17 protein-coding genes and 1 pseudogene are annotated in these 16,013 nt (G+C 61.9%); 12 read left to right on the forward strand and 6 right to left on the reverse strand.

What is annotated here, in order from left to right; all coding sequences use genetic code 11:
• The first annotated feature begins 2 nt into the window (after positions 1-2).
• From FJ867_RS26995 to FJ867_RS27005, 4 genes and pseudogenes are all read left to right on the forward strand, one after another.
• Entirely contained in the window at positions 3-983 is a 981-nt protein-coding gene (locus FJ867_RS26995) for a GNAT family N-acetyltransferase (protein WP_181168457.1), read from the forward strand.
• A gap of 70 nt (positions 984-1,053) precedes the next feature.
• Positions 1,054-1,770: pseudogene (locus tag FJ867_RS29195) on the forward strand (class I SAM-dependent methyltransferase); the annotation flags it as partial.
• A gap of 213 nt (positions 1,771-1,983) precedes the next feature.
• Positions 1,984-2,202 (forward strand): hypothetical protein, encoded by a 219-nt coding sequence (locus FJ867_RS29200; RefSeq protein WP_224519089.1) that lies wholly within the window; start codon positions 1,984-1,986, stop codon positions 2,200-2,202.
• 185 nt (positions 2,203-2,387) lie between these two features.
• The gene (locus FJ867_RS27005) at positions 2,388-2,540 is read left to right on the forward strand and encodes a hypothetical protein (protein WP_181165412.1); all 153 of its coding nucleotides are present in this window, start codon (positions 2,388-2,390) and stop codon (positions 2,538-2,540) included.
• Here FJ867_RS27005 and FJ867_RS27010 read toward each other — a convergent pair whose 3' ends face one another.
• A complete protein-coding gene (locus FJ867_RS27010; RefSeq protein ID WP_140498076.1) occupies positions 2,541-3,104 on the reverse strand; it encodes a sigma-70 family RNA polymerase sigma factor in 564 nt (187 codons plus the stop codon). It abuts the gene before it with no gap.
• A 293-nt stretch (positions 3,105-3,397) separates the two neighbouring features.
• Here FJ867_RS27010 and FJ867_RS27015 point away from each other — a divergent pair, with 293 nt between their 5' ends.
• Positions 3,398-5,509, forward strand: a complete 2,112-nt coding sequence (locus tag FJ867_RS27015) for a catalase (protein ID WP_140685181.1) — start codon at positions 3,398-3,400, stop codon at positions 5,507-5,509.
• Between the two features lie 69 nt (positions 5,510-5,578).
• Here FJ867_RS27015 and FJ867_RS27020 read toward each other — a convergent pair whose 3' ends face one another.
• The 4 genes from FJ867_RS27020 to FJ867_RS27035 form a co-directional block, all read right to left on the reverse strand.
• Positions 5,579-6,067: a hypothetical protein gene (locus tag FJ867_RS27020; RefSeq protein WP_140497376.1), complete on the reverse strand. Its 489-nt coding sequence runs from the start codon at positions 6,065-6,067 to the stop codon at positions 5,579-5,581.
• Between the two features lie 85 nt (positions 6,068-6,152).
• Complete coding sequence (locus tag FJ867_RS27025) at positions 6,153-7,448, reverse strand: Nramp family divalent metal transporter (RefSeq protein ID WP_140819043.1); 1,296 nt, start codon at positions 7,446-7,448, stop codon at positions 6,153-6,155.
• A 37-nt stretch (positions 7,449-7,485) separates the two neighbouring features.
• The gene (locus tag FJ867_RS28850; protein ID WP_181167659.1) at positions 7,486-7,689 is read right to left on the reverse strand and encodes a hypothetical protein; all 204 of its coding nucleotides are present in this window, start codon (positions 7,687-7,689) and stop codon (positions 7,486-7,488) included.
• A 165-nt stretch (positions 7,690-7,854) separates the two neighbouring features.
• Positions 7,855-8,166 carry a hypothetical protein gene (locus tag FJ867_RS27035; protein WP_140555686.1) on the reverse strand — a complete coding sequence of 104 codons (312 nt, stop codon included), beginning with the start codon at positions 8,164-8,166 and terminating at the stop codon, positions 7,855-7,857.
• 212 nt (positions 8,167-8,378) lie between these two features.
• On the opposite strand from FJ867_RS27035, the gene coxB reads away from it, so the two are divergent.
• The 5 genes from coxB to FJ867_RS27060 all read left to right on the forward strand — a co-directional run bounded on the left by coxB (position 8,379) and on the right by FJ867_RS27060 (position 13,869).
• A complete protein-coding gene (gene coxB / locus FJ867_RS27040; RefSeq protein WP_140555724.1) occupies positions 8,379-9,509 on the forward strand; it encodes a cytochrome c oxidase subunit II in 1,131 nt (376 codons plus the stop codon).
• Complete coding sequence (gene ctaD / locus FJ867_RS27045; RefSeq protein WP_140555688.1) at positions 9,506-11,449, forward strand: cytochrome c oxidase subunit I; 1,944 nt, start codon at positions 9,506-9,508, stop codon at positions 11,447-11,449. The genes coxB and ctaD overlap by 4 nt, the downstream gene beginning before the upstream one ends.
• The gene (locus tag FJ867_RS27050; protein ID WP_140497367.1) at positions 11,446-12,048 is read left to right on the forward strand and encodes a cytochrome c oxidase subunit 3; all 603 of its coding nucleotides are present in this window, start codon (positions 11,446-11,448) and stop codon (positions 12,046-12,048) included. Before ctaD ends, FJ867_RS27050 begins: the two co-directional genes overlap by 4 nt.
• A 1-nt stretch (position 12,049) precedes the next feature.
• Complete coding sequence (locus tag FJ867_RS27055; protein ID WP_140497365.1) at positions 12,050-12,391, forward strand: hypothetical protein; 342 nt, start codon at positions 12,050-12,052, stop codon at positions 12,389-12,391.
• A 107-nt stretch (positions 12,392-12,498) separates the two neighbouring features.
• A complete protein-coding gene (locus FJ867_RS27060) occupies positions 12,499-13,869 on the forward strand; it encodes a cytochrome c (protein WP_140555689.1) in 1,371 nt (456 codons plus the stop codon).
• A 58-nt stretch (positions 13,870-13,927) separates the two neighbouring features.
• On the opposite strand, the gene FJ867_RS27065 is transcribed toward FJ867_RS27060, so the two are convergent.
• The gene (locus FJ867_RS27065) at positions 13,928-14,866 is read right to left on the reverse strand and encodes a LysR family transcriptional regulator (RefSeq protein ID WP_140555691.1); all 939 of its coding nucleotides are present in this window, start codon (positions 14,864-14,866) and stop codon (positions 13,928-13,930) included.
• A 125-nt stretch (positions 14,867-14,991) separates the two neighbouring features.
• Between FJ867_RS27065 and FJ867_RS27070 the strand changes: the two genes are divergently transcribed.
• Positions 14,992-15,204, forward strand: coding sequence for a 4-oxalocrotonate tautomerase family protein (locus FJ867_RS27070; protein ID WP_140497359.1), 213 nt, complete (start codon positions 14,992-14,994; stop codon positions 15,202-15,204).
• Positions 15,205-15,237: 33 nt separating this feature from the next.
• Positions 15,238-15,978 carry an SDR family oxidoreductase gene (locus FJ867_RS27075; protein ID WP_140671963.1) on the forward strand — a complete coding sequence of 247 codons (741 nt, stop codon included), beginning with the start codon at positions 15,238-15,240 and terminating at the stop codon, positions 15,976-15,978.
• The last annotated feature ends 35 nt before the right edge of the window (positions 15,979-16,013 follow it).

Below are 16,013 nucleotides of genomic sequence, written 5' to 3' on the forward strand. Positions count from 1 at the left end.
AGATGCTGCGCAGCGAGATCATCGGCGATCCAGAGCAATTGCATGCACTGGCGCCGCACTGGTGGAACCTGTGGGAGCAGAGTTCGTCGGCGACGCCCTTTCAATGTCCCGCCTGGCTGCTGCCGTGGTGGCGCACATTCGCTCCGGGGGAGCTGGCGACGGTCGCCATCTGGCGCGGCAACGATCTGGTGGGCCTGGCGCCGCTCTATCTCGAACATGGCACGGAAGGCTCGAAACTGCTTCCGATCGGCATTTCCCTCAGCGACTATCTGGACGTGCTGTGTGTGCCCGGCAGCGAGGCCCAGGTCGCCGCTACCCTTGCAGAGAAGATACTCTCGATCGAGTGGTCGCAGTGGATCCTGCCGGATCTGCCGCAAGGCAGTGCCGGTCTGGCGATCGAACATCCCGAATTGAAAGCCGATGGACTGGTCGGCCACGCCGTTTGTCCGGTGCTTGCCACCGACGGCGATGAAACGCTGGCGGGCTGCGTCCCTGCCCGGCGCAGACGCCAGTTGCGCCGGGCGCGCCGCGCCGCATCCAGACGCGGCCGGGTCGAGTTGTCGCCGGCACGAGGCGATCCTCAACTGTTCCTCGACCACCTGATAGGCCTGCACGGCGCGCGCTGGGCCGGAAACGGAGGCGGCGTGCTGGCCGACCCCGCCGTCGAGCAATTCCACAGGTGCTCGCTTCCCCTGCTCGACGCTCGAGATCTGACCCGATGCTGGGTGCTCGCCATCGACGGCAAGCCAATCGGCGTCTACTACGGATTTCACCATCGCGGCCGTGCCTATGCCTATCTTGGCGGTTTCGATCCTGCCTATGCCGAGGAAAGTCCAGGCGCGATCCTGGTCGGCCACGCAATCGCCGAATCGATCCGCGAAGGTGCGCGCGAGTTCGACTTCCTGCGCGGCCAGGAGCCGTACAAATATGGCTGGGGCGCTGGCGACAGGTGGACGATGCGAAGGACTTGGACGCGGAAATGAGACCATGGTTTCGATGGAACCAACATCCGTGCGCCGCCGGATAGCGGTCAGGCTGGCGGTCGAGGACTGTATGGCGGACGCTGTCAGTGCCGAGGCCGTCATCGCCAGGCTGGCGCTGCATCTCCACCCAGGCATCGGGGCAGTCGAATTGGCGGAGATCGTGGCGGAGATCGATCCGGTCGATACTCGAGACAGGGAAAGGCTCCAGCAGATAGCCGGGCTGCTTCGCCGCGGATCGGAGGTTTTTGCCACGTTGCAGAAAACGGGTTCTGCCGTTCGTCACGAACGCGACGACGACGAGACGGATGCAGATGTCGTGACGCGGCTGGCCTCGGGCTTTGATGCCGCGGCAGCGATTTCCCGGGTGGCGAGTGTCCAGTTGGCTTCCCTTGGCGATGAGGAAAGGCTGGCAGCCACGACCGACGAAATCGTTGCATGGCTGACAGCGCAAGACTTCACCGGTGCTGGACGCAGCATTCTGGACATCGGTTGCGGCATCGGGCGTTTCGAACGCGCGCTGTCGGCATCCTGTGAGCGGGTCGTCGGTGTCGACATATCGTCGAGGATGATATCGATCGCCCGTGAGCAATGCGCAGCGCTTGGCAATGTAGAGTTGCGGCGGACCTCAGGCCTGGATCTGGCGGAGTTCGGCGACGCGAGTTTCGACTGCGTTCTGGCGGTCGACAGTTTCCCCTATCTGGTGCTAGCCGGCGTGGCGGAGCGGCATTTCGGCGAAATTGCGCGCGTCCTCAAAAGGCCGGGCAGGCTGGCCTTGCTGAACTACTCATATCGCGAATCACTGTTTTTGGACCGCTCCGATATCCGTCACCTGGCGCAACGTCACGGATTGCAGGTCGTCATCGATGGCGAAAAAGCGTTTCGGCTGTGGGACGGCGACGCCTTCCTGCTTGCCGGCGTGACGGAACATTACCAGCCAATGCCAGTTCGGGCGTCGAACACAGCGACGCTGAAGAGCGGCGCCAATTCGAAGGAGGACAGCATGGCATCCGGCAGCAAGAAACATATCGGCCGTGGCAGCCACGGCAAAGGGGCCGGCGCCGGAGCAATGACCGAACTGGCCAAGGACAAGATCGAAGAGAATGCCGTTTTATCCAACAGGGACAAGAAGCAGCACAGCGAGGAACGCGGCCTGGACGGCAATCAGATCAAGTCCGATCAATATCAGGATCATGCCGCAAATCGATTGCCGAAGGACTGAAAGCGCCGCAGTGGATCTGTGACCTCGGCAATCGAGAGTGGAAGAAAAACCTGTGCAAGGGCTGCCGGCAACGGTTTCGGCACCGGGCATCTCCTTGTAATGGCGGTTGCTTGTCATCACAATAGGATGACGGACTGCCATCCATCCAGCCAGGGAATACGATGTCTCGTTCGAGCGATGATAGAATGGACCCGCGCGCAGGAATGGCGATGGATCAGGAGATTGCCTCTCTGCTGATCGCGATCGAGCAGGAAAAGGTTCCTGATCGCTTGACCAGACTGGCGATCGAACTGCAAAACGCGCTCCTTGCGAAACGCCGGCGCGACATAAAGAACTGACTATCTGCGGCTGTCGGCATCAATATCGATCTGCCCGTCCGACAGATGATTTCGTCTTTCCATCAGCGTCTGCAGCGAACTCTCCCCCAGGAACTCAAGAACGGCGGCGCGGGCACGGTTGAGCCGGCTTTTGACCGTTCCCACCGCACAGCCACATATCTCGGCCGTCTCCTCATAGCTGACACCTAGGACGCCGATCAGCATCAGCACCTCGCGCTGGTGTTCAGGGAGCCTCTGGATGGCGCCGTGAACTTCCTTGCTCTGAACGGTCCATTCCTGTGTGGCTTCCGAAATCGGCCTCGAGGACGCGCAGTCGAGCAGGCCAGGCGCTTCCCTGGCCGCGACCTTGACCCGGGTGTAGTAGGTGTTGCGCATGATGGTGAAGAGCCACGACTTCATGCGCGTGCCGGGTTCGAACTTGTCGATGTTGGCAAGGCCCTTCGTCAACGTCTCCTGCACCAGATCGTCGGCATCGTCGGGGATACGGCAGAAGGTGCGCGCGAAAGCCCGTAGCGCGGGTATCAGGTCAACGATGGAAACTTCATGGGTTTCCTGGTCGGCCAAAAGATAGCCTTCGCCTGACAATGGTCCAGCTCCCAGAAAGAAGTATGAATGCAGACCCCAGCTAAATGCATGGACGTTTGTATCGTTCCGGGCGTTGAAGACAACTCTCCAGAAAATTCTGATGCGGCCGAACGATCCTGCTGCGGCCGCGCCCCCCTTGCGCGCCGTCCACCAGCGTGTTCGCGCTGGCTTAGGATAGGCGCGACGCGCCGTTGTGCGGGAACAAAGCCATGCACCGGCAGTTCGGCGCCTTGAGCCAAGTCAGCCCACGGGCGTCAATCGAGGAAAAAATCATGGCCAAGTCCGCACACCGTTCAGTTCCCAAATCGGCGCCTATGCACGATCAGAATGCCGCGCGCGGAAATGGCGGCGAATTGCACCAGATCGCGAAAGCCGACACGCCTGTTCTCACGACTGCCCTGGGAACGCCTGTCTCCGACGACCAGAACACATTGCGGATTGGCGAGCGCGGACCGTCTCTGATCGAGGACTCCCACTTTCGCGACAAGATCTTCCACTTCGATCACGAACGCATCCCGGAAAGGGTGGTGCATGCCCGTGGTTACGGCGCTCATGGCTATTTCGAGACTTATGAATCGCTGGCCAAATACACGCGTGCCGACATTTTCCAGCGCGCCGGCGAAAAGACGCCTGCCTTCGTGCGGTTCTCGACGGTCGCCGGCAACAAGGGCTCGTTCGACCTCGCCCGAGACGTGCGCGGCTTTGCCGTCAAGCTCTACACCAAAGAAGGCAATTGGGACCTCGTCGGCAACAATATTCCCGTGTTCTTCATCCAGGACGCCATCAAATTTCCGGACCTCATCCATGCTGCCAAGCAGGAGCCAGACCGGGCTTTCCCGCAGGCCCAGACCGCACATGACAATTTCTGGGATTTCATCAGCCTGATGCCGGAATCGATGCACATGGTCATGTGGATCATGTCGGATCGAGCGATACCGCGCTCCTTCCGTTTCATGCAAGGCTTTGGCGTCCATACGTTCCGCCTCGTCAATGCCGACGACGAATCCACATTCGTCAAATTCATCTGGAAGCCGAAACTCGGCATGCAGTCGGTGATCTGGAACGAAGCGGTCAAGATCAATGGCGCCGATCCCGACTTCCACCGCCGCGACCTGTGGGAAGCGATCCAGTCAGGAAACTTCCCGGAATGGGAGCTGACGGTGCAATTGTTCGACCAGGATTTTGCCGACAGCTTCGACTTCGACATCTTGGACGCCACGAAGATCATACCTGAAGAGATCATCGAGCCAATCCCGGTCGGGCGGCTGGTGCTCGACCGCATGCCGGAGAATTTCTTCGCCGAGACCGAGCAGGTTGCATTCATGACCCAGAACGTGCCGCCCGGGATCGACTTCTCCAACGACCCGCTTCTGCAGGGCCGCAACTTCTCCTATCTCGACACCCAGTTGAAGCGGCTGGGCAGCCCGAACTTCACCCATATTCCGATCAACGCTCCGAAATGCCCCTTCGCACATTTTCAGCAGGACGGGCACATGGCCATGCACAACCCGGTCGGCCGCGCCAACTATGAGCCGAATTCGTGGGGCTCGGGTCCCCGCGAGGATCCGCAACGCGGCTTCCGCTCTTTCGCCGACGCCGAAGAGGGGCAGAAGGTGCGTCTGCGGGCGGAGAGCTTCGCCGACCACTACAGCCAGGCGCGGCAATTCTTCAACAGCCAGACAGCGCCGGAGCAACGCCATATCGCCATGGCGCTGACATTCGAATTGAGCAAGGTGCAGGCACCGGCGATCCGCGAACGCATGGTGGCGCATCTGCTGAACATAGACGAAACGCTGGCGACTCAAGTCGCCGACAAGCTTGGCATTCGGAACATGCCCGACCCCGCCGAGACCGCCATCCCGCCGCGCGACGACCTGCCGCCGTCTCCGGCTCTCAGTATCATCGAGAACGGTCCCGATAGTTTCAAAGGCCGCAAGGTCGGCGTGTTGCTGAGCGACGGGGCCGACACGGCCCTTTTCGAACAACTTCGCTCGGCCATCGAAACGGAAGGCGCGGTCATGGAGGTGATAGCGCCCAAGGTGGGCGGCGTCGAGGCCGCAGACGGCACCCACATCGAAGCCAGACACATGATCGACGGCGGTCCGTCGGTCCTGTTCGACGCCGTGGTACTGCTCCTGTCCGAGCCGGGCGCCGAGTTGTTGGTCAAGGAGGCAGCCGCGAAGGACTTCGTGTCGGATGCCTTTGCGCATTGCAAATTCATCGGCTTCACACCGGGAGCCGCGCCTCTCCTGGCCAAGGCAGGCGTCGCAGCCGATGCCGATGAGGGATTGATGCGGCTGGACTCCGCAGCCTCCGCCAACACATTCGTGCAGGCTTGCCGCAAGCTGCGGCTGTGGGCCCGGGAAGCGGCCGTCAAGCTGTGACGCTATCGACCGGCACGGATTCCCGTCCGTGAGCGGCGGTTCGGCCAGCGGGATTCCAGTCGGTGCGGGCTAGGGGCGGTCTTGCTCCTTGGCCTCCCGCTGTTTTCTCAGCACTTCGTCGGTTCCGACCAGCTTCTTGGCTCCGCCTGGAATGGAGGTGGACACCACCGCTGGCGGGTCGCTTGCGGGAAAGGAATCTTCCAGACCGGCCTGCAGCTGATCCTCCAGCGTTTGCGGCTCTTCCGAGCGGCCGGGGGTTCTGCGGTCCTCTATCTTTTCCAGCGGTTGCTTCTTATCCGGCGATTCGTTCGCGTTCCTGATCCAGGCATAAAGCTGTTCGATCGCGAATTCCTTGATTGCCTCGAAATCGGCTCGATCGTCCTTGGTCGCCTCGATCTGATCGACCATGGCTTTCTCGAACCGGGCAAGGCTATCACCCCCGCAGGCCCGGGAAAGACGCAACAATGCCTCATGCAGCATCATCGGGGCGAAACGAGCCGAAGCCTCGAGTCTCAGTTGCTCTAAATGCTCTTGAGTGGCGGCTTGGAGCTTTGACATGGACAGCCCTTTCTCTCACACGCATTTCAACGAGAGTTGACCGTGGATGTTCCACTGCGCCTGAACGTCCTTCCGCGCCGGCGAACTACATGAACCAGGTCGCCACCAGTCCCGCGGACGCCGCAAAGACCGCTATGGTCGTCACGCCGCCCAGAATGTTGGTGGCCCTGCTGTTGACCTTGTCGCCCATGATCTTGCGATTGTTGGTCATGATGAGCATGAGAAGCAGCAGAGGTGGCGTCGAAAAACCCTGCACGATGCCGGACCAGACCAAGGCTTTCATCGGGTTGAAGCCAAAGAAATTGAGACCCACCGCCACCAGGGTGATCACTCCCGTCGCGATGTAGAATTTGGGCGCATGCCGGGGCTTGGCGTTCAAGCCATTCTTCCACCCCATGGCCTGCGCGAAATCGAAAGCGGCGCCGGCAGTCATGACCGGCACCGCCAGGAAGCCGACGCCGATCACCCCGGCCGCAAAGAGAATTCCTGCCGCGTCGCCCGCAAGCGGCCGCAGCGCTTCGGCCGCCTGCGCTGCCGTTTCGATCTGGGTATGCCCCGCCTCGTACAGCGTCGATCCGGTCGAAAGGATGATGAAATACATGATCAGGTTGGAAAAGATCATGCCGATCAGGATATCGCGCCGGGACCGGCGGAGTTCACCCTCGGTGGCTCCCTTGCGCTCTTCGAGGCTCGTCCTGCCCTTGGCGATCTCCTCCTCCACCTCCTGATTGGACTGCCAGGTGTAGAGATAGGCGGACAGCGTCGTGCCGATGATGGCGACGATGATGGACAGATATTCGCGGCTGAACTCGATTTTCGGCAGCAAGGTGCCGCGCAGCACCGAGACCACATCCGGCTTGGCGAGCACAGCGGAGACCACATAGGCGAGCAGGGCCAGTGCCAACCATCGGAATATGTTGCGGATTAGCTTGTAGGATCCGAAAATCTGCAAGGCAAAAATAATCATCGCGACACCGATGACGACCGAGTTTGAAGGCAGCGGAACGAACAGCACGACAGCCGCCGACATCGCGCCAAGGTCGGCGGCTGCCTCGATCGTGTTGCCGATCAGCACGCCCACCAGCACGGACCACAGCAGCCAACGCGGATAGAAATCGGAAATGACCTTGAAAAGACCACGGCCCGACACCTGGCCAAGTTTGGACGAGAGATAGACGACGATGTACATCATCGGGAGAGTGACAGGAGCCGTCCACAAAAGGTCGGGCCCGAACCGGGCTCCGGCACTCGCATAGGTGCCAATGGCCGAGCAATCGTCGTCAGCCGCCCCAGTGATCAGTCCGAGCCCGAGAGCGCGTGTGATGCCGCCGTCTTTTCGCTTTCCCTCGCTTCGGCCGGCATCGTCAGCTGCTCCACTCATGGGAGATGCGTGTCCAACGAGGCCACACGGGAAAAAATCATGTCGATTGTTCCGACCAAGTGCCGATGCCGAGATTGAGGTTCGAACCTCCGGTCAAGCTTTTTGTTCCTGTGGAAGCCAACCGCCAATGAAACGCAGCGCCCGCCTTGGCCGTTGATGCGGCTGGAGCCGCATCGCCTTGAAGATCGACATGGATATGCCTGGGGCCGACGGTCGAAAAGAGTGCGGTGAGGCTCTTCACCCGCACCTTCCCCTAGCCGGCCTGATCTATGGCGGGGCGGCGCTGCTCATGGCGACCCTCTGGATCCGGGAAAGCGGAAGGCGGCAGGCCCGACACGACCTGCGTGCCGTCTGACACCGAAGAATCGAAACAAAAAGCCAACCGCGGGGCGATCCACAGCCGCTGTCAGGCGGAACCTCGTCCCGGTAATTGCGTCTCTTCGCTGACCTGCTTCCGCAGCTCCTCACGCGCGCGTTCCACCTGGCCCTCGCCCGCGGATTGCGAGGCGCTGCGCCCCGACCGATCCAGCCTGTCCAACTCGTGCTCGACCGTTTGGCGAGAGCCCTCCGCCGGATCCTCTTCCGGATGGCTGTCCGCAGCCTGTTCCTGCCGCGTCTCTTCCCTGCCTCGGCGGTCGTTGCGCGTCGCGTCCTGGCTGTGATCGTCCTTGCCTGCGACGCTTCGATTTCCGCCGGCCGTTTTGTCTGTGTTGCTCATGGCTAGTTCCTAAGCTTTCGCGGCGTGGAACCGTCCGATGCGCGTCCCGCGCCTTTGCCTGGAGAAACGGACATATCCGCCATTTGGTTGCGCTCCCGGCGCGCAAGCATCGGCCCGGCGCCAATCGCATGGCGGAGAAAAGCCGGCCATCGTTGCCAGGCATCCTTTTACAGCGATTCGCGTTATCGCCTTGGCATCCATGGGGATTTCACATGGCAAGATGCACGGGCCCGTCCATCCGCCTGCGGCAACGGCGGCAATGGCCCATTGCGTCCGCCTTTGCACGTCCAGCTCGAAGCACGTCCGGCAGCCGTCTTCCAGGCGTCCTGAAATGGCTCGGCCTCGCGTCTACAGTGGTCTCGGCACCGGTCCTGAGCGGGTGCAGCGGCTGGCAATCCGCACTCCACGCACATGGTGCGAATGCCCGTGCGATTCTCGATCTCATCTGGTCTTTTGGCGCGGTGGCGACCATCACCTGGCTGCTCGTCATGCTGGCCCTGGCAATGGCGCTCTTCCATCAGCGCCGGGCACAAGCAGGACCCCCGCCGCTGGTCATCGACAGCCATCAGGAGCACAGGTTTAGCCGCGCGGTCGGAAGCGCCGTCGCGGCGACCGTGCTGGTTCTCGCCGCGCTGACGATAACGAGCTTCTTCGCCGGCAAATCCATTGCCTCGCTGGGCGGAAAGGAGACGCTCACCATCCGCATCACAGGGCATCAATGGTGGTGGGAAATACGCTATCCCAACGATGATCGGTCGCGCATGATTGTCACGGCGAACGAGATCCATCTTCCCGTCGGCGAACGGGTAAAGGTGGAACTCGATTCGACCGATGTCATTCACAGCTTCTGGGTGCCAAGCCTCGCCGGTAAAAGGGACCTCATTCCGGGCCGGCCGAGCGAGATCACCCTCATTGCCGACAGGCCTGGTATCTATCGCGGCCAGTGCGCCGAGTTCTGCGGCTACCAGCATGCTCACATGGCCGTCACCATCATCGCGGAAAGCCGCGAAGCGTTCGAGGCATGGCGGTCCAGACAAGACGCCGCCGCCATCGCGCCTGCCAGCGAGGAGGAACGCCGCGGCCAGCGGGCTTTTCTTTCCACCGGTTGCGCGCTCTGCCACACGATAAGGGGGACGCCGGCCAAGGGAGCGGTCGGGCCCGACCTTACCCATCTCGCACACCGGCGTGCATTGGCCGCCGACACGCTGGCCATGACACCCGGCGCGCTCGCCGCGTGGATCGCCGATCCGCAATCCATAAAACCCGGCGCGAAGATGCCGCGCATTGCTCTCAGCGCCGACGATCTTCGTGCGGTCGTCGCCTATCTTGGAAGTCTTGAATGAGTGGCGTTGCCAGGAAGACGGCTAGGCGAAAACAGGAAGCGGCCCTGAAAGGCATCCGCGACACCGGGCTCGACGAGGCAAGACTGCACGACTATCTGGCGCATGCCTGGCGGACGCCGAACGGCCTCTATGGTTGGCTGGTCACGGTCGACCACAAGCTGATCGCCCGGCGCTATATGGTGACGGCCTTCCTGTTCCTCGCCCTTGCAGGCCTGTCGGCACTTGCCATGCGGTTCCAGCTTGCCACGCCGGAGGCACGCCATATCGGCCCCGATCTCTACAACCAGCTCTTCACCATGCATGGCACGACGATGATGTTCCTGTTCGCCGTACCGGTCATGGAAGCGTTCGCCATCTACCTGGTGCCGCTGATGATCGGCACCCGAAACGTCGCCTTCCCGCGGCTCAACGCCTTCAGCTACTGGGTCTATCTCTCCGGTGGGTTGATGATCTGGATCGCCTTCGCTTTCGACACCGGCGCGGATGCCGGCTGGTTTTCCTACGTGCCGCTCGCCGGACCTGAATATGGGATCGGCAAGCGCCCCGATTTCTGGGCGCAGATGGTGACCTACACCGAAGTGTCCGCACTCGCGGTCGCCGTCGAGATCATCGCGACTGTGTTCAAGCAGCGCGCCCCTGGCATGTCGCTCGATCGCATCCCGCTCTATGTCTGGTCAGTCCTCGTCATGGCTTTCATCATATTGTTCGCCATGCCCGCGGTGATGGTGTCGAGCACCATGCTGATCCTCGACCGGCTGGTCGGCACCAGGTTCTTCGACCCGGCGGCGGGGGGCGACGCACTGCTCTGGCAGCACCTGTTCTGGTTCTTCGGCCACCCGGAGGTCTATATCATCTTCATTCCCGCGACCGGCTTCGTCTCGGCTATCCTGCCGAGCTTCGTGCGCCGTCCGGTCTTTGGCTATCTCGGGATCGTGCTGTCGCTGGTTGCGATCGGCTTCCTATCCTTTGGACTATGGGTGCACCATATGTTCGCCACGGGCCTGCCGCAGCTCGGCGAAAGCTTCTTCACCGCCTCCTCGATGATGATCGCCATTCCGAGCGGCATCCAGATCTTCTGCTGGATCGCGACGATCTGGGGCGGCCGGCCGATTTTTGCCACGCCGCTGCTTTTCGTGCTCGGCTTCATCTTCACCTTCGTGATCGGCGGGCTGACCGGGGTCATGGTCGCCTCGGTGCCGCTCGACCTGCAGGTGCACGATACCTATTTCGTCGTCGCACATTTCCACTATGTGCTGGTCGGAGGCGCCGTCTTCCCCCTGCTCGGCGCCGTCTACTACTGGTTTCCCAAGATCACCGGCCGCATGCTGTCCGAGAGGCTCGGCCGCTGGAATTTCTGGCTTGTCTTCATCGGCTTCAATCTCACCTTCTTCCCGATGCACATCCTTGGCTTGCAAGGCATGCCGCGGCGCGTCTACACCTATCCGCCGGCGAGCGGCTGGGGCGGCACGAACCTGTTCATCAGCATCTCGTCGCTGGTGGTGTTCGCCGGCTTCGCGCTTCTCGTCCTGAACATGCTGCTCAGCCTTCGCAACGGTCGCCTCGCGGGAGACAATCCCTGGGGGGCGAGCACACTGGAATGGGCAACGACGTCACCGCCGGCTTCCTACGATTTTTCGCGCCTGCCAGTGGTGACCCATCGCGAGCCGCTCTGGGCCGAACCCGACATACTCCCGGTGGTCGAGGGCCTGCGCGTCGATGCGCGCGAAGTGCTTGCCGGCACGGTCGCCGATGCGGTGCCGCAACTGCGCGTGCCATCGGCCGACAATTCGATCTGGCCGCTGCTCTCGGCCATCGCCGTGGGTGGCGCGTTTCTGGGCTCAATATACACGCCATGGGCGGTGGTCTGGGGCGCGATACCGGTCTCGATCGGCTTTATCTGCTGGTTCTGGCCGAAAGGCGAGCCGGAGGACGAAGAATGAGACACCGGCCAACCGTCGACGTCAGCCACCTGCCCACCTATGATTTTGGATCGGCAAGCCCGATCTGGTGGGGAACGGTGGCCTTCATCGCCCTTGAAGCAACCGGTTTTGCCCTGGCGATCGGTACCTATTTCTACCTGGCTGTGCAGGCGCGGCATTGGCCGATCGGAGCGCCGGCACCCGATCTCCTGCCGGGCACGGCAATATTGATCATTCTGCTTGCCAGCGCCGTCCCCAACCGTCTGATCGATCTTTGGGCGCGGCGGCAGGACCTTGTGAAGGTGCGCATCGGCATCGTCGTCATGTCGATCGCCGGAATTCTTCCCCTGATCGTGCGCATCTGGGAATTTCCCGCGCTCCGGATCTCCTGGGACCAGAACGCCTACGGGTCGATCGTCTGGCTCCTGCTCGGCCTGCACACGACACACCTCCTCACCGATGTCGGGGACACGATCGTGCTCGCGGTTCTCATGTTCACCAAGAAAGGCAACACCGGACGCCACTTCAGCGACGTGTCGGACAATGCCTTCTACTGGGACTTCGTGGTCGTCTCATGGGTCGTGCTCTATCTCGTAATTTACTGGGTTCCGAGGATGTAACATGCAGGCGATCCGCACGGGCGTTTCCTGGGCAGGCATGGCCACCGGACCAACGGCGTGGGCGATATCGCTGCAGCTCGACTATTCAATCGCATATTGGCAATGCGACGCCGGGTTTCGGCCCACTGTTCTGTTCTCGCTGACAGGCGCCGCCGTCGCGGCGCTGGGCGTCCTGTCGTCATGGCGCGCCGTTCATGATCCAGGGCACGGCACGAGCCCGCCCCTGAAGGCGCGCACGCGCGCGTTTCTGGCCAGGACTTCGGTAGGCATCGGGGCCCTGTTCACGCTCGTCATGCTGGCGCAAATGGCGGCCGGATTGATCTTCAGCGGATGCGAACTGTGACTGTGCAGCGGAGCCGACGAGCGGTCATCCGCCATGGGCAGCGTTTGCGGTGGCCTGCTGCGAGCGTTCCGTTCCTCGCCGTTCTCCTACGTGTAGTCGCGGCCGTCATGGCGTCGCTGGCGCCTGGCACGCCGCTGCGGGCGAACGAGATCCAGAAAGGCGAATATCTTGCCCGAGCCGCCGATTGCGTCGGCTGCCACACGTCCAATCCGAGCCGGCCTTTCGCCGGAGGCTATCGGGTGCCGACGCCGTTCGGCGATGTCTATTCCACCAACATCACACCGGACCTCGACACAGGCATCGGGCGCTATTCCGCCGACGAATTCGTGCGAGCCGTGCAGAAAGGCGTCAGACGCGACGGGGCCGATCTCTATCCCGCCATGCCATATGACAGCTTCGTCGGGATGAACCGCGAGGATGTGCTCGCGATCCGAGCCTACCTGCTCACGACCGCGCCGATTTCTCAGCCGCCGCCGCCAAACATACTGCCCTTTCCATTTAACCAGCGCTGGACGCTCTGGTTGTGGAAACTTGCCAACCTCCACGCCGGCGGCTTCGGACCAAATCCAAGCCGAACCGGCGCATGGAACAGGGGCGCCTACCTGGTGGAGGTGCTTGGCCACTGCGGCGCCTGCCACACTCCAAGGAATACAACGTTCGGCATGGATGAAGATCGCAAGCTTGCCGGCGGCAGCGCCGGTATCTGGCAGGCGTTCAACATCAGCAGCGACAAGATCGCGGGCATAGGCGGCTGGAGCGATGAGGAGCTGTTTCGGTTTCTCAAGACCGGCGCCATGCCTGGAAAGGCATATGCGGGCGGTCCGATGGCGGAAACGGTCATGAACAGTCTGCAATATCTTTCGGACGACGACATTCATGCCATCGTCGCCTATCTCAGGACCGTGCCCGCCCAATCGGGAGACGAGAAGCGGCCGCGCTTCGCGTGGACCAATCCGCCCGCAGCCGCCCGCGATGCCGGGACGAAGACCAGCGTGGAGGGCAGCGGGGTCGCGGTGGGCGACGATCTCTACCGGTCGCTCTGCTCGGGATGTCATGGCCTGAATGGAGGCGGATCGGCGGATGGCACCTATCCATCACTGACCAACAACAGCACTCTCGGCGTAACCTCGCCTGAGAATGTCGTCATGACCATCCTTGAAGGCGTCAAGGCAGGCGGCGTCGCGGGCCGCAAATCGATGGCGGCCTTTGACGGCTGGCTGGACGACGGCCAGGTGGCGGCCCTTGCAAACTATGTGACAGCGCGCTTCGGAAACCCGCAAGTCAGCGTCACGGCAGCCGATGTGCGCCAGATGCGGGCAGGCTCGACGACAGAGCAGACGGTGCTGGTTCTGGCGGCCCAGGGGCTGGTGGGGGGCGGCATCGTATTTGTGCTTGGTCTGGCGCTTCTGCTCGCCAGACGCCTTCGCCTGAGAAGGCACCAGAGGCATCTCACATTCGTGTCAAGGGGCAGGCCATGAGACGGTGTGCCGAAGCGTGGCGGACCTGTTCCGCCTTTCCGTGCAACGATGAACTGCCTCAGCTTGATATCTCGACCGAGCCCTTCTGAGAGGAACTCCCGGCAACGCCGCGAGGGGCCCGAAAAACCTCCGCCAGCCAATCAATGAACACCCTGATCCGCGAAGACAGATGGCGGCTCTGGGGATAGAGCACGGATACGGGTATCGGCGGTGGTGGGAAGGCTTCCAGTATCGGAACCAATTGCCCGGTGGCGATCTGATGCTCTACGCGATAACGCGGGACCTGTATCAACCCGAGCCCGGCGACGCCGGAGGCCGTGTAGATTTCGGCGCCCCGGACGACGATATCGTAGGGCAGTGGAACCTCCCTTGCCGCGCCGTCCTTATAGAATTCCAGCGGGTACGGCTGCCCTGTCGCGGAGGCGGTATAGGCAACCATGCGATGGCCGCCGAGATCATCCGGTGTTGAAGGGACGCCGTGACGTTCAAGATAGGCTGGGTTCGCCAGGGTGAGTTGCTCGAATGCGGTTATGCGGCGACCGATCAGAGACGAGTCGGACAGTTCGCCGGCTCGCACGACGCAATCGACGCCTTCAGTGATGAGGTCGACCATCCGGTCGCCTTCGCTGAGGCTGAGCGAGATGCCGGGATAGCGCGTGATGAACTCGGGCAAGGCGGGCATGACGAAAAACCGCGCGATGGTCCCCTGCATATCCACACGAAGCGGACCCTTGGGTTCGGCATTCCTGAAGACGCTCTCCACCTCATCCAGGTCCGCAAGAAGCCGGATGCAGCGTTCATGGTAGAGTGCGCCATCGAGCGTCGGCCTCACATTTCGGGTTGTTCGTTCGAGGAGCCGAACGCCGAGATCCGCTTCCAGGCGCTGGATCGCATGGGTGGCGGTGGGCCGCGGAACCTGCAGGTCCCGCGCGGCCTGAGCAAAGCTCCCACGCTCGACGATCCTGACGAAGAGCCGCATGACGTCGATGCGATCCATGACCATCTCGTAGTTGATTGTTATGGTTTTTGAAATGGTGATGTTGAAATCGGCCTTCTAGTGCTGGTTTTAAAAACGGCTACCTTCACACCATTCAAGTCATCAGATCGACAGGAGTGAAGATCATGCCCTTCGTCAATTTCAAGGTCCCCGAGGCGGCGCTGAACCGGGCCCAGAAAGAAGAGATCGTCCATCGGGCCACGGCGATGCTCGTGGAATATTTCTCCGAGGCCGCTCGGCCGCATACCATGGTCCTGATCGAGGAGGTCAAGGACGGCGGTTACGCCCGCGCCGACGAGGTCTTCGTGATCCCGCAGGAATATCGAGCGAAGGATTGATATCGGCAACAACACGGCAAAGGAACAACGACAATGACCACCTCAACGAACAAAGTTGCGATCGTCACGGGAGCGTCTCGTGGCATTGGAGCGGCCATCGCCCGCCGGCTGGCGAGCGACGGCCTCACGGTCGTCGTCAACTATGCAGGTAGCACCAAAGCGGCCGCCAAGCTGGTGGACGAGATCGAAAAGGCCGGCGGTCGGGCCACCTCCTTCCAGGCCGATGTCAGCGACCCGCAAGCTGTGAGACGGATGTTCGATTCCGCCGAAGCGGCCCATGGCGGCGTCGACGTGCTGGTGAACAATGCCGGCATCATGAAGCTCGCGCCGGTCGCTCAATTTGATGATGCGACCTTCGATCAGACCATCGCGATCAATCTCAAGGGCACGTTCAACGGCCTTCGCGAGGCGGCGAGGCGCCTGCGCGACGGCGGCCGCATCGTGAACTTCTCGACCAGCGTCGTCGGACTCTACCAGCCGACCTATGGCGTTTATGCGGCCACCAAGGCCGCGGTCGAAGCGCTCACCCACATTCTGGCGAAGGAGTTGGGATCCCGCGCCATCACGGTCAACGCGGTTGCGCCGGGGCCGGTGGCCACCGAGCTTTTTCTCGAAGGCAAGGATCAGGCTACGCTCGATCGTATCAAACAGATGAACCCGCTCGGCCGTCTGGGCGAGGTCGACGACATCGCGCGCGTCGTCTCCCTGCTGGTTGGACCGGACAGCGGCTGGATCAACGGCCAGATCGTCCGAGCGAATGGCGGGGTCATCTGAGGAACAGGATCATGAAGCAAGTCCGGCTCGGATAG

This window comes from Mesorhizobium sp. B2-5-3, from assembly GCF_006441005.1.
Taxonomy (GTDB): domain Bacteria; phylum Pseudomonadota; class Alphaproteobacteria; order Rhizobiales; family Rhizobiaceae; genus Mesorhizobium.

Excerpts from the sequence above, each read along its gene's own strand:
- FJ867_RS27070 (WP_140497359.1), top strand. The coding sequence starts at position 14,992 with ATGCCCTTCGTCAATTTCAAGGTCCCCGAGGCGGCGCTGAACCGGGCC.
- FJ867_RS27060 (WP_140555689.1), top strand. The coding sequence starts at position 12,499 with ATGGCGTCGCTGGCGCCTGGCACGCCGCTGCGGGCGAACGAGATCCAG.
- FJ867_RS27015 (WP_140685181.1), top strand. The coding sequence starts at position 3,398 with ATGGCCAAGTCCGCACACCGTTCAGTTCCCAAATCGGCGCCTATGCAC.
- FJ867_RS26995 (WP_181168457.1), top strand. The coding sequence starts at position 3 with ATGCTGCGCAGCGAGATCATCGGCGATCCAGAGCAATTGCATGCACTG.
- FJ867_RS27055 (WP_140497365.1), top strand. The coding sequence starts at position 12,050 with ATGCAGGCGATCCGCACGGGCGTTTCCTGGGCAGGCATGGCCACCGGA.
- coxB (WP_140555724.1), top strand. The coding sequence starts at position 8,379 with ATGGCAAGATGCACGGGCCCGTCCATCCGCCTGCGGCAACGGCGGCAA.
- FJ867_RS27025 (WP_140819043.1), bottom strand. The coding sequence starts at position 7,448 with ATGAGTGGAGCAGCTGACGATGCCGGCCGAAGCGAGGGAAAGCGAAAA.
- FJ867_RS27020 (WP_140497376.1), bottom strand. The coding sequence starts at position 6,067 with ATGTCAAAGCTCCAAGCCGCCACTCAAGAGCATTTAGAGCAACTGAGA.
- FJ867_RS27065 (WP_140555691.1), bottom strand. The coding sequence starts at position 14,866 with ATGGATCGCATCGACGTCATGCGGCTCTTCGTCAGGATCGTCGAGCGT.
- ctaD (WP_140555688.1), top strand. The coding sequence starts at position 9,506 with ATGAGTGGCGTTGCCAGGAAGACGGCTAGGCGAAAACAGGAAGCGGCC.
- FJ867_RS27035 (WP_140555686.1), bottom strand. The coding sequence starts at position 8,166 with ATGAGCAACACAGACAAAACGGCCGGCGGAAATCGAAGCGTCGCAGGC.
- FJ867_RS27050 (WP_140497367.1), top strand. The coding sequence starts at position 11,446 with ATGAGACACCGGCCAACCGTCGACGTCAGCCACCTGCCCACCTATGAT.
- FJ867_RS29200 (WP_224519089.1), top strand. The coding sequence starts at position 1,984 with ATGGCATCCGGCAGCAAGAAACATATCGGCCGTGGCAGCCACGGCAAA.
- FJ867_RS27005 (WP_181165412.1), top strand. The coding sequence starts at position 2,388 with ATGGACCCGCGCGCAGGAATGGCGATGGATCAGGAGATTGCCTCTCTG.
- FJ867_RS27075 (WP_140671963.1), top strand. The coding sequence starts at position 15,238 with ATGACCACCTCAACGAACAAAGTTGCGATCGTCACGGGAGCGTCTCGT.